Source organism: Solibacillus sp. FSL R7-0682 (assembly GCF_038005985.1).
In the GTDB taxonomy this organism is placed as follows: domain Bacteria; phylum Bacillota; class Bacilli; order Bacillales_A; family Planococcaceae; genus Solibacillus.
In genome coordinates, this window is record NZ_JBBOUI010000001.1 from 1258286 (window position 1) to 1270627 (window position 12342).

Below are 12342 nucleotides of genomic sequence, written 5' to 3' on the forward strand. Positions count from 1 at the left end.
AATACAATGGGAAAAACAAAGGAATGACACTAATGCCGATTTCATTTCCTGTTTCGATTCAAACGTTCAATGTAAATAGTGGTCCTAAAAAGGTAGTATTTTATCCTCAAGTTTGTTTTCTACACAATCATTCGCTAAAGCAGCTTATTAATCAAGCAATCGTGTTTGAAACGCAGCAGCTAATATATACCCAAGTTGGAAATATGCCATCAACCGTAGCTGAAATGCTCGGTTCCTATGAAATCAAAAACAACCAGCGTGATGTATTAAGCTTGTCGTTATTAAATTATACCTATCACGACCGTGCTGCCCATGGAATGACCTATATCAAATCGTTAACGTTTGATTTAGAAAAGGGAAGTAGTATTCAATTAAAAGATTTATTCAAGTCTGGTAGTGATTATATTGGGAGGATATCAACGATCATTCAAGAGCAAATAAAGGAGCGAGATATTCAGTTACTCGAACCGTTTAATCAAATACGACCAGATCAAGATTTTTATATAGCAGATAAAACGTTAGTTGTGTATTTCCAACTTTACGAAATTACACCGTATGTATATGGATTACCGATGTTCCCGATTTCTGTGTATGACCTCCAAGATATTGTGAAAGAAGATGGCCCTCTCGGAAGAATGGCACAAAATGGATGAGTAAGTTAAGTATAAGAGGCTGGGATAAAACCAAAACATCATTTTTCTCGAGTGAGAAAAATGATGTTTTTTTGTAATTGGTTCCCGTTGCGAGGACGCTTTCCGGGGGCGTGGCCTGAGCCTGTATTCTCAGGCGTCACGCTATTCCCCAAGGAGTCGCCCCTCCACTACAACCAATTTATTAAGTATCCAATTTTTAATACTGTACTTAACCGTAAATAGAGATATTTTCACTTCTGTCCCAGCCACTTTTGGCAATGGTATGGATTACCAACCGCGCTTGTATGTTTCAACTGTAGCATCCATTTTAATTTCCAATTCCTTCGCTGCATGGTAAGCAAAATAAGGATCACGTAATAATTCCCGTCCAATAAAAATCAAATCTGCTTGCTCGTTTTGTAATATCATTTCTGCTTCCTTTCCAGTTGTAATAAGACCAACTGCACCAACAGGAAGACCGCTTTTCCTCACAGTTTCTGCAAAAGGAACTTGATAGAGCGGGAAAGCATTTATTTCAGCTGGAACAACCGCACCTGATGAAACATCGATTAAATCAACACCCTGCTCCTTCATCCATTCACCAAATTCTATATAATCATCTGGTGTTAATCCGCCTTCAGCATAATCAAATGCTGAAATACGAACAAACAACGGACCATCCCAAATTGCTCGGATTTCATCGATTATTTTACGTAGCAAACGATAGCGATTTTCTGCATTTCCTCCATATTCATCATTACGGAAATTGGATAATGGAGATAAAAATTCATTAATTAAATAGCCGTGGGCAGCGTGAATTTCTAAAACTTCAAAGCCAGCCTGTTTTGCTCTTTGTGCAGCTTCTTTAAAGGCCAAAATAACTTTCTCAATTTGGGCAATAGTAAGTTCCTTAGGCGTTTTATATTTTTCATTGAATGCAACAGCGGAGGGAGCAAAAATGTCTCCATCAACAGTTGCTTTCCGTCCTGCGTGGGCAAGTTGAATACCTGGTATCGCACCGTATTGTTTCATTTGAGATGTCAGTTGAGTAAGTCCGGGGATTTGCTCGTCTGACCAAACACCTAAGTCTTTATCGGTGATACGTCCTTCGGGTGTCACTGCTGTTGCTTCGGTTAGTATAAGTCCGGTACCTCCGACTGCACGGGACACATAGTGAACGACATGAAAAGGCTGTACTTTCCCGTCCGTATTCGCTTCATACATACACATTGGTGCCATAACGATTCTATTTTTAAATGTTACGTTGCGTAGTTGTAATGGTTCAAATAAACGTGCCATTTTTATTCCTCACTTTCTACGAAAAAATATCACTATAAAAATTATAACAGATACATTTTATTCTGGCTAAATGCATAATTTTATACAAAGAAAGCGCTTTATTCTATTTTATGTATTTTAATTTCTATATTGTGTAGAATTTTCTGTTAATTCTGTATTTTGTAATAGTACAGAAAAAAATTCTGTTATTGTTATACTACAAATTAGAAAACAAGGGGAATGACAATGAACGCAATTACGTTAGTTATTGGGGCAATTTGTATTTTAGTAATCGCCTACCGCTTTTATGGTATCTTTTTTACAAAAAAGGTATTGAAAATTAATGATGATATGCCTACGCCCGCCCATGAAAAAAACGACGGACAAGACTACGTGCCGACGAATAAATGGGTAGCTTTTGGTCACCATTTTGCGGCGATTGCAGCTGCAGGTCCGTTAGTAGGACCTATTTTAGCAGCACAATTCGGATATTTACCAGGCTATTTATGGTTATTAATTGGTGCCGTTATTGGGGGAGCAGTACATGATGCAGTTGTATTATTTGCATCAATGACAAAAGGGGGTAAATCTCTATCAGAAGTAATGCGTGAAGAGCTTGGTCCAGTTGCCGGCTTTTGTACAGGTTTAGCAATGCTTTTCATCATTACGATTACGATGGCTGGATTATCAATGGTTATTTTAGGGGCATTAGCAGAAAATCCATGGGGTACTTTTGCGGTTGCAGCAACTATTCCAATTGCGATGCTTATGGGACTTATAAACAAATTTACAGGTAATTTAAAACTTTCAACCTTACTCGGAGTAATTCTTCTAATTGGTGCAGTCTTCTATGGACCGAACATACAAGGAACTTGGTTAGGAGATTTTTTAACATTAGATAAAGCAACATTATCGATATTATTACCGATTTATGCATTTTTCGCGGCAGCATTACCAGTGTGGTTCCTATTAGCACCACGTGATTATTTAAGTAGCTTTATGAAAATTGGCGTATTCATTGCCTTAATTATTGGGGTATTTATTATTAATCCCACAATACAATTTCCAGCAATTATTCCTGATTTCTTAGGCGGTGGTGGGCCAATTGTGGCTGGTCCAGTATGGCCGTTCGTATCGATTACAATTGCCTGTGGTGCTATTTCAGGCTTCCATGCTTTCGTAGGATCTGGAACGACACCAAAAATGTTAAATCGTTGGGAAGATATTCGCGTTGTAGGATTTGGGGCAATGTTAGTGGAATGTGTTGTAGGGGTAATGGCATTAATTGCTGCAACAGTATTACATCCTGCAGATTACTTTGCAATTAACTCAACACCAGAAAGATTTGCGCAGCTTGGTATGACTGTTGTTGATTTGCCAGTACTTTCTGAAGCGATTGGTATGGATTTAGAAGGTCGTACAGGGGGGGCTGTTACATTAGCAGTCGGTATGGCAGCGATTTTCGCAAAGGTGGAATGGTTTAGTCATTTAACAAGCTATTTCTATCAGTTCGTCATTATGTTCGAGGCGGTATTCATATTAACTGCAATCGATGCGGGTACTCGTACAGCACGTTATTTAATTCAAGATTTCTTAGGAAATGTGTATAAGCCATTAAAGAAAACCGATTGGCTACCCGGTGCAATAGGGGCAAGTGCATTGGCCTGTCTAATGTGGGGATACTTACTAAATTCAGGGGATATTGCTTCTGTATGGGCATTGTTCGGTGTATCAAACCAATTAATGGCCTCGATAGGTTTAGTTTGTGGTGTGACATTTGTGTTAAAAATCGCAGACAAGCGTATTTATGCGCTAACATGCTTTATACCGTTGTTATACCTATACATTACGGTAAACGTTGCAGGATTCTGGATGGTGAAGAACGTCTATTGGAACTCAGCAGCAGGTGGTTTCAACGTATTAAACGGTATTTTATCAATCATTATGCTTACACTCGGTTTAATTATCGTAATTACTTCAGTTATGAAGTGGCGAGAGCTTTGGGCGCATCCTCGCTTTACGAAACAAGTAACAGCTTAATTACTAAACATACAAAAGGGGCCGGAACATAAATAGAAAGCTTATGTATTTTGTAAAATATAAATAGTAAAAATAAACTTTATTTAAATTGGTTGAAGTGAGGGGTCGACTCCAGCGGGAACAGTACTCGGAATAGAAATCAATTTTACGCGTATCAAAAAATACAATTTTTCTCCGTAGAGAAAAATTGTATTTTTGTTTTGTTCTAGCCTCTTTTTATTTGCTAAAGAAGGACATGATGAAATGAATAAAGTACCTTATTTTAAATAATATTTATTTCTCGATTTTTAAAATTGGTTTTATAGTAATTCCAGTTTTGGAATCTTCGAATGCTTCATTAATTTGGTCAAAATCATAATATTTCACTAATTTATCAAATGGGAAAGAACCGGCCTTGTAATATTCTACTAATTTAGGAATAAACACGCGCGGTACAGAATCACCTTCAATAACACCCATCATTGTTTTTCCTTCGGCCATTAAATCATTGTGCACATCGATCGGCATCTCAGGTGTTACTCCAACAATTGCACAAGTACCTAATGGACGTAACGCATTTAAACTTTGTTTTACAACTGGTGGTACGCCTGTTGTTTCCACTGCATAGTTTGAGCCACCGTTTGTAATAGCTTTAATTTCCGCTACAACATCTACATTTCGTCCGTTTAGCGTATGTGTAGCCCCTAATTCTTTCGCCAACTCTAAACGTGAATCGTGTACATCTACCGCAATAATATACTGACAGCCTGCAATTTTAGCAGCCATTAATGCTGATAATCCAACTGCTCCACAGCCATAAATAACAATCGAAGAGCCGAATTCAGGCTTAATACGATTAAGTACTGTACCTGCTCCTGTTTGAATGCCACACCCTAGAGGACCTAGTAGTGCTAAATCAACATCCGGATCAACTTTTACGACATTTCGCTCATGTGCAATAGCAAAAGTACCAAATGATGATTGGCCGAAGAAAGTTGAAAGCTCTTCGCCGTCTTTACTTAAGCGTTTCGTATGATCATCATGAATACCACCAAAGTTTAGATCATTAAAAGTATCGCAAACTGTTGGATGCCCAGTTAAACAGTTAGGGCAAGACCCACAATGGGCGAAAGAAAGAACAACATGGTCCCCGATTGCTAAATCTTTTACACCTTCTCCAATCTGTTCAATTATCCCTGCACCTTCATGACCAAGAACAGCTGGTAAAGGCGCAATAGCTAAATCACGCGCTACTGCATCCGTATGACAAACACCAGTTGCTACTATTTTAACAAGTACTTCATTTGCTTTTGGACTGGCTAACTCTACCTCTTGAATCTCAAATGGAGCACCTTGGCCTTTTGTCACTGCTGCTGTAATTTTCATATGATAACTCCTTTCAATTTGAAAATAGATTATTCCCCGAAATCGTATTATTTATCCAAAAAGAGTACAATATTTGAAAAGGAATATGCTTATTCCATTGGAGTAATATAAGAGGTGTAATGATGCAAATTTTACAATTACAATATTTTTTAGCTGTTGCCCGTGAACAGCACATGTCAATGGCCGCACATACATTAAATATTTCACAATCTTCTTTAAGTAAAACGATTGCTCGTTTAGAAGAAAGCTTAGGGGTATCCCTTTTTGACCGAAACGGTAAAAAAATTAGCTTAAATAACTATGGGATAAAGTTTGCTGAAGAGGCAGAAAAGGCATTAACGATTTTAGAGAACGCGAAAGAAACGATACAAGAAATGGCAAATTTAGAAGGAGATAAAGTAACAATCAGTGTTATGAGTTCTACGATTTTGCCGCCAACATTTAAAAGTTTCTATGACCGCAGACCTAATGTGAAAATTATACAATCTATTTTACCAGATCAAATTGCGAAGGACCGACTTATGAATGGGGACTTAGAGCTTTGTATTTCTAATACGCCAATCACAGGTATAGGAATAGAATGGTTACCTGTCGTTAAGGAACGATTGGATTTACTTGTCCCACTAAATCATCCATTTGCTAGATATGATGAAATCGATTTAATCGAAGCAAAAAATGAACGCTTTATCGGGTATAAATCTGGTTTAGAATCTACTAGTATGTTCGAACAATGCTGTTTAGCGGCTGGATTTGAACCGAATATCGTTTTTGAAGGAACAGAAATGTCAATTGTTTTACAGCTTGTCAATGAAGGACAAGGTATTACATTTTATCCTCAATTTTCATTTGTCGGAGAAAATTTAAAAAATACGAAGCTAATTCGCATAAAAAATCCTGATTGTTATCAAATGGTCGGGTTTGCATGGATGAAAAACCGTGAAGTTTCCTATGTTGCTAAGCAATTTCGTGAGCATATGGTACGCTCATTTCAATTAATTAATGAATTAAATAAGTAGTAAATATTACGAAAGAGAGGCATGTAAGAGTAAGATAAAATTAAAACTCTCCATGCCTTCTTGATGTTATTTCTGCTCTTTTTTGTATTCTAAAATGTCCCCAGGTTGGCAATCAAGTGCCTCGCAAATTGCTTCTAGTGTTGAAATACGAATGGCTTTTGCTTTTCCATTTTTTAAAATGGACATATTCGCTATCGTTATACCAACACGTTCAGAAAGCTCGGTAACGCTCATTTTACGCTTTGCTAACATCACATCGATATTGATAATAATCGTCATCGTTTACACCTCAAATCGTTAAATCATTTTCAGATTTGATTTCTAGTGCACTTGTTAGAAGCTTTTGAAGGACTGCTGCAAAAACAGCAATGACCATCGAAGCAAAAACGATAATCAACGAAAATAGTACAATCCCAGGTGCATCATCTAACTCTGCAATCCTAAACAAAAAAGGCAAATCTATAATAAATAATACACTAATGATAATGGCACAAAGTTTTATTTTTTTCAGAGCGTGAACTGATAAAGTTGAAAATGCGTTGTTTTGATCGATGTACGTTAATAATTTATTTGTTTGAAAAAGAGCATTAAAATAAGGAATCGCAGCTAAATAGAGTACTAACACCATCGGAATGAATATTGTAAATTCCTTCGTCTTAGGAACAGTAATTAAATCGTACGTTAGCCATGTTAAAATTGCCGCAATTGGTAAGCCGATAATAAAAACTACAACTTTTAAAAAGAATGTTTCGCGTTTCATTTTTGACACCTCACTTTACTGTTTGTAATATCGATATTAAATCATGATTTATTGAATTACAACAAAAACATATCGAATTACAAAATATAATTATCGTCAGTTAGGGTAGATTTCCAGCGTTAAAACTAGTATTTTTTTATTGGAAATGAGAAAATACTTTGTATATGAAAGGGGACTTGGACATGGATATTACACTATCATTAAAGAAAATTAAAGATCTCTGTGGCACCATTTCCTTTAAAAAGGGACAAACATTTTATAACACAGGTAAAGTACAATTCAATGAATGTGCACAAACTTACTGGGATGCAACGGTTAAAAGTACGGAGAAATTTCAAGTGAGAATTGAAACGAAGCCCAATGTAGGTTTACAAGTAAATTGTACTTGCCCTGCATTAGAAGGCTTTAATAAAAACTGTCAGCATATTGCGGCTGTATTACTAGCGATTTATGATCATCAAAAACAGCAACAAATATCGAATGAAGCTCGACAGCAGGAACAATTTATGCCTGAATTATCCAACCGTTTTTTCTCTATTTTTGATAATACTCACATACGATCGACTGGGCATCAGAGGCACTTTGAAGAACGAACTTTATTGACACCTCATTTTTGTTTAATGCCATTACAGTTCAATGAAGAAGCGAATTTATTTGGTTTAAGATTAACAATTGAAGGTGTGCCTGTTCGTTCCATTCGAACATTTTTAAATGCGTTTAAGTATGGGCATCATTATTTGCTGTCGGATGATCTTTTATATGATGCAAAACAATATTGTTTCATGACAGAGCCGGACGTTTTATTGCAGCAATTAGCAAATGTTGTGAAAGATGAAGCTTTTTATATAGATACACATTTACAAAGAAAAAAAATTGAAATAGAAGAAGATATGCTAATCATCCCACCTTCTGCTTGGTTAAGTGTAAGTCCTTTATTCAAAAAAAGTGAGGAAGTTTCATTATTGTACAATAATGAAAAAACGTATCCTGTAGTAATTATGGATGAAGCACCATCACTCCACTTTTATGTGAAGGAACAAGGGCAGAATTATGAATTGAAGGTACGTGGGTTTGAACGAGCAATATTACTTAATGATTATCAAGTTGTGTTAATTGAGGGCAAAATTTATGAATTGTCTAAGGAAAGTTTAGCTCAATTAGTAGAATTAAAAAGTATGCTCGAAAAAAGTAAAAAAGCTGAAATCGAAATTTCACATAAACAAATCGATTATTTTATGGAACATGTCGTGCCAAAGCTTAAAAAAATTGGTCATTTAGAATTATCTAAAACGTTAAGGCAACAACGTATGAAAACACCATTAAAAGCATTCCTTTATTTAGACCGTGTAAAAAATCGTTTACTTGCCGGTCTTGAATTTCACTATGATCAATTTGTCATTCAACCGCTTGAAGAACAGGATTTATCAAAGGAATTATTAATTGTTCGTGATATTGAAAAGGAAGCAACTATTCTTTCAATCATGGATGAATGTGGCTTTACGAAAACGGACGGCGGCTATTATATGCAAAATGAGGAGTTGGAATATGCATTTTTATATCATGAGTTGCCAAAGCTGAAGGAATTTGTGCAAATATATGCTACATCTTCTGTGAGACTTCGGATTGTAAAGGAAAATACATTTCCAAAAATTCGTGTCAAAGTCCAAAAGGAGCGAACAAATTGGCTGGAATTTAAATTTGAGATGGATGGCGTTTCAGAAAAACAAATTAAAGAAATTCTTGCAGCATTGAAAGTAAAGCAAAAATATTACCGCTTACCTGATGGGGCCTTAATGTCTCTTGAAACAAGGGAAATGGAAGAAATACAACGGTTTCTAAGAGAAATTCCTGCACAAGACGATCATTTTGAATCATCATTTAATTTACCTGTCCTTGACAGTATGAAATTTTTAGGAAAATTTGAGGACAGCGATGTCTATATGCTAGAAGATTCCTTTAAAAAAATGACAACACAGCTTTTACAACCAGAAGTGAATAATTTTGCGGTACCAGAAACATTACAAGCCATTTTACGAGATTATCAAAAGCAAGGATTTAATTGGCTAAAGCAGCTTGCAAGCTATGGATTTGGAGGCGTATTAGCGGATGATATGGGTCTTGGGAAAACGATTCAAAGTATTGCCTTTATTGTTTCAGAACTTTCAATCATTCGCCAACGAAAGCAGCCAGTATTAATCGTTTGTCCCTCGTCTTTAGCGTATAATTGGTTGTATGAATTTATGCAATTTGCACCAGAAGTTGAGGCACTTGTCATTGACGGAAATGTTGTAGAAAGACGAGCTTTACTAAGAAAAATTGAAGAGCAGGATGTTATTATTACGACATATCCTTTGCTGCGAAAAGATTTGCCCTATTACGAGTCTCAAATGTTCCATACTGTATTTTTTGATGAAGCACAAGCCTTTAAAAACCCGCTCACTCAAACGGCACGTGCAGTGAAGAAAATTCAAGCCGAAAATCGCTTTGGCTTAACAGGCACACCTATTGAAAATTCATTATCTGAGCTGTGGGCGATATACCGTGTCATTTTCCCGCAACTTTTCCGAGAACTTGAGGAATTTAGTCATATGCAAAGGAAAGATATTGCACGTAGAGTACGGCCTTTTTTATTACGCCGCATGAAAGAAAACGTGTTATTGGAGCTACCTGGAAAGGAAGAAATGCTCGAATCGTCGGAGCTCTTTCCGGAACAAAAGGCGCTTTATGCTGCTTATTTAGCAAAGCTACGTTTTGATGCACTAAAGCATTTAGATAAAGAAACTTTTCAAAAAAATCGAATTCGAATTTTGGCAGGGATAACACGTTTACGACAAATTTGTTGTCATCCAGCACTATTTGTAGAAGGATATGAAGGTAGATCAGCGAAATTTGAGCAACTATTGCATATTTTAGAGGAATCAAAAGCATCAGGTCGACGAGTATTAATTTTTTCTCAATTTACACAAATGTTAAAGCTGATTGCTACTGAGTTATCAAAGCGAGGTCAAAGCTATTATTATTTAGATGGACAAACATCTTCTGAAGAACGAGTTGCGCTATGCAATCGGTTTAATGAAGGAGAAAGAGATTTATTTTTAATTTCACTAAAGGCTGGAGGTACTGGCTTAAATTTAACTGGTGCAGATACCGTAATTTTATATGATTTATGGTGGAACCCAGCAGTAGAAGAGCAAGCGGCTGACCGGGCATACCGTATCGGACAAAAAAATGTCGTACAAGTCATTAAGCTCGTTGCAAAAGGAACGATTGAGGAGAAAATGAATCAGCTACAAGAAAGCAAAAAAACATTAGTAGCCGATATATTGCAGGCAGATGAAAAAATGTCACCAACCTTGACTGAACAAGATATACGAGACATTTTAATGATTTAAAAAGGTATGGGGAATATTAATTCCTCATACCTTTTTTATTAATTTTTATTGTGGAGTTCGAACAATTAATACATCACATTCTGCATGACGCACGATTGCTTCGGTATTTGAACCGATAAAAATTTGCTCAACAGCATTTAAGCCTGTTGCGCCACAAATAATTAAGTCAGCCTTTACAATGTCACCAAGCTGTTTTGTTAAAACCTGCTTTGGAACACCCTTTGTAATAATAGGGTTCACATTAGAAATGCCAGCATCAATTGCTAAAGTTTGGTATCGTTCTAACAACACTTCACCATGCTTACGTACAAGTTCAACCATATTTTCATACAGCATGTCAAATGAAGTGGCAACACTTGTATCGATCACATGCAAAATATGTAAAGTCGATCCTACATTTCGTTTTGCAACATCAATTGACTTTAAAAAGGCGAGCTCTGCTTCTTGTGAACCATCTACTGCGACGACGATATTTTGATAATGATTAGCCATGAATAATACCTCCTTTACGTTATTCACCATTATATCAAATAATAGGTATTTCGGGAAATGAGGAGTAAATTATTATACTAGAAAACTAAAAAGCATCGAAAATGGAACTGCTAGTAAACATGTAAGACCTACAAATGTGTCAAACTCAGTCGTACGTCTATAGCTAAAATACATAATAGCAGCTCCTAAAATTACGCCAAATGCTGTTAAACCATTAAAGGTTACGGCAAATACAGCTAAAAAACGTAACAATGTATAACTAATAAAAATAGCTAAAAGTGCTTGTATAATTGATTTGATTTCGCCATCGTTATAATGAGTCATAGGAATTTCCTCTCTCTATTTAGAAATTAGATTTTACTGGTTACAAATAATAGCATAAATTTATTCAGTTCACAAAAAAAATTTTTTAGTCTATAATCAATACTTGTTTTGAAGCGAGTAATTGATGGAGGCGTTAAGAGTGGAAGAATATACGCTCGTAGAGCATTTAACCGAATTAAGAAAACGGCTAATTATTACTATACTTGTATTTGTAATTACACTAGCAATTGGTTTTTATTATTCCCCAACTATTTTGAATGAATTAAAATCACATGATGTGGCGCAGGGGGTCGAGTGGAATTTATTTAATTATACAGATGGCATCATGATTTACTTACAGTGTGCCTTAATTATTTCCATTGCACTTACGCTACCAGTTGCTATGTATCAAGCTTGGCAATTTATGAAACCGGGACTGAATGAAAAAGAACGAAGAGGAACTTTTATTTTTATTCCTTCGGCGTTCTTACTGTTTGTATTAGGTGTAGCATTTGCTTACTTTGTGTTATTTCCATTCATGATGCAGTTTATGAAAACTATAAATGAGTCAATTGGTGCAACAGAAACATATGGAATGAACCAATACTTTACATTCATGTTTGGAATTATTATTCCTGTAGCTGTTATTTTTGAATTACCCGTAATTACTGGATTTTTAACAAAGATCGGCATTATTAGTTCTGTATTATTAAAAAAGTCGAGAAAGATTGCATATATTTTATTAGTAATTATCGGTGTTTCGATTACGCCACCGGATTTCCTGTCCGATTTTTTAATTATTGCACCAATGATACTATTGTTTGAATTTAGTATTATAATTGCTAGTTTTATCGAGAAGAAGGAAATGAACAAACAAATTACTATTTCACAACATGGCAGCTAATTGTAGCTGTCTTTTTTGTGTTTGAGTTTTAATAAATCCATTGTCAGAAAGCAGATATTTATCCAACAAAGTAAGACAGAAATGTTGGATTACACCACATATTGACATGTTTTAATGATTGTGTAACTTTTTCGAAAAGTTTACTGTTAGAAAGGAATCA

The 12342-nt window shown here is 35.8% G+C and carries 11 protein-coding genes; 5 read left to right on the forward strand and 6 right to left on the reverse strand.

Features of this window, described 5'->3' with window-relative positions; all coding sequences use genetic code 11:
* The first annotated feature begins 32 nt into the window (after positions 1-32).
* Positions 33-653 carry a DUF3298 and DUF4163 domain-containing protein gene (locus tag MKZ17_RS06335; protein ID WP_340722912.1) on the forward strand — a complete coding sequence of 207 codons (621 nt, stop codon included), beginning with the start codon at positions 33-35 and terminating at the stop codon, positions 651-653.
* Positions 654-920: 267 nt separating this feature from the next.
* On the opposite strand, the gene namA is transcribed toward MKZ17_RS06335, so the two are convergent.
* Entirely contained in the window at positions 921-1931 is a 1011-nt protein-coding gene (gene namA / locus MKZ17_RS06340; RefSeq protein ID WP_340722913.1) for an NADPH dehydrogenase NamA, read from the reverse strand.
* A gap of 225 nt (positions 1932-2156) precedes the next feature.
* Here namA and MKZ17_RS06345 point away from each other — a divergent pair, with 225 nt between their 5' ends.
* The gene (locus MKZ17_RS06345) at positions 2157-3950 is read left to right on the forward strand and encodes a carbon starvation CstA family protein (RefSeq protein WP_340722914.1); all 1794 of its coding nucleotides are present in this window, start codon (positions 2157-2159) and stop codon (positions 3948-3950) included.
* A gap of 273 nt (positions 3951-4223) precedes the next feature.
* On the opposite strand, the gene MKZ17_RS06350 is transcribed toward MKZ17_RS06345, so the two are convergent.
* Complete coding sequence (locus MKZ17_RS06350; RefSeq protein WP_340722915.1) at positions 4224-5315, reverse strand: NAD(P)-dependent alcohol dehydrogenase; 1092 nt, start codon at positions 5313-5315, stop codon at positions 4224-4226.
* A 122-nt stretch (positions 5316-5437) separates the two neighbouring features.
* Between MKZ17_RS06350 and MKZ17_RS06355 the strand changes: the two genes are divergently transcribed.
* Entirely contained in the window at positions 5438-6331 is an 894-nt protein-coding gene (locus tag MKZ17_RS06355) for a LysR family transcriptional regulator (protein WP_340722916.1), read from the forward strand.
* Positions 6332-6397: 66 nt separating this feature from the next.
* On the opposite strand, the gene MKZ17_RS06360 is transcribed toward MKZ17_RS06355, so the two are convergent.
* On the reverse strand, positions 6398-6610 hold the full coding sequence (locus MKZ17_RS06360) for a helix-turn-helix domain-containing protein (protein WP_340722917.1): 213 nt from the start codon (positions 6608-6610) through the stop codon (positions 6398-6400).
* A gap of 10 nt (positions 6611-6620) precedes the next feature.
* Positions 6621-7091: a DUF2975 domain-containing protein gene (locus tag MKZ17_RS06365; protein ID WP_340722918.1), complete on the reverse strand. Its 471-nt coding sequence runs from the start codon at positions 7089-7091 to the stop codon at positions 6621-6623.
* Between the two features lie 182 nt (positions 7092-7273).
* Here MKZ17_RS06365 and MKZ17_RS06370 point away from each other — a divergent pair, with 182 nt between their 5' ends.
* A complete protein-coding gene (locus tag MKZ17_RS06370; protein WP_340722919.1) occupies positions 7274-10483 on the forward strand; it encodes an SNF2 helicase associated domain-containing protein in 3210 nt (1069 codons plus the stop codon).
* Positions 10484-10528: 45 nt separating this feature from the next.
* Here the strand turns inward: MKZ17_RS06370 and MKZ17_RS06375 are convergent, their stop codons facing one another.
* Both MKZ17_RS06375 and MKZ17_RS06380 read right to left on the reverse strand, forming a co-directional pair.
* The gene (locus tag MKZ17_RS06375) at positions 10529-10975 is read right to left on the reverse strand and encodes a universal stress protein (RefSeq protein WP_340722920.1); all 447 of its coding nucleotides are present in this window, start codon (positions 10973-10975) and stop codon (positions 10529-10531) included.
* 72 nt (positions 10976-11047) lie between these two features.
* Positions 11048-11299, reverse strand: a complete 252-nt coding sequence (locus tag MKZ17_RS06380) for a hypothetical protein (RefSeq protein WP_340722921.1) — start codon at positions 11297-11299, stop codon at positions 11048-11050.
* Positions 11300-11438: 139 nt separating this feature from the next.
* Between MKZ17_RS06380 and tatC the strand changes: the two genes are divergently transcribed.
* Positions 11439-12182, forward strand: a complete 744-nt coding sequence (tatC, locus tag MKZ17_RS06385; RefSeq protein WP_340722922.1) for a twin-arginine translocase subunit TatC — start codon at positions 11439-11441, stop codon at positions 12180-12182.
* The last annotated feature ends 160 nt before the right edge of the window (positions 12183-12342 follow it).

Bases quoted from the DNA above. Each gene is read 5' to 3' on its own strand.
- MKZ17_RS06365 (WP_340722918.1), bottom strand. From the start codon at position 7,091: ATGAAACGCGAAACATTCTTTTTAAAAGTTGTAGTTTTTATTATCGGC.
- MKZ17_RS06370 (WP_340722919.1), top strand. From the start codon at position 7,274: ATGGATATTACACTATCATTAAAGAAAATTAAAGATCTCTGTGGCACC.
- MKZ17_RS06380 (WP_340722921.1), bottom strand. From the start codon at position 11,299: ATGACTCATTATAACGATGGCGAAATCAAATCAATTATACAAGCACTT.
- MKZ17_RS06355 (WP_340722916.1), top strand. From the start codon at position 5,438: ATGCAAATTTTACAATTACAATATTTTTTAGCTGTTGCCCGTGAACAG.
- MKZ17_RS06345 (WP_340722914.1), top strand. From the start codon at position 2,157: ATGAACGCAATTACGTTAGTTATTGGGGCAATTTGTATTTTAGTAATC.
- MKZ17_RS06335 (WP_340722912.1), top strand. From the start codon at position 33: ATGCCGATTTCATTTCCTGTTTCGATTCAAACGTTCAATGTAAATAGT.
- MKZ17_RS06375 (WP_340722920.1), bottom strand. From the start codon at position 10,975: ATGGCTAATCATTATCAAAATATCGTCGTCGCAGTAGATGGTTCACAA.
- MKZ17_RS06360 (WP_340722917.1), bottom strand. From the start codon at position 6,610: ATGACGATTATTATCAATATCGATGTGATGTTAGCAAAGCGTAAAATG.
- namA (WP_340722913.1), bottom strand. From the start codon at position 1,931: ATGGCACGTTTATTTGAACCATTACAACTACGCAACGTAACATTTAAA.
- MKZ17_RS06350 (WP_340722915.1), bottom strand. From the start codon at position 5,315: ATGAAAATTACAGCAGCAGTGACAAAAGGCCAAGGTGCTCCATTTGAG.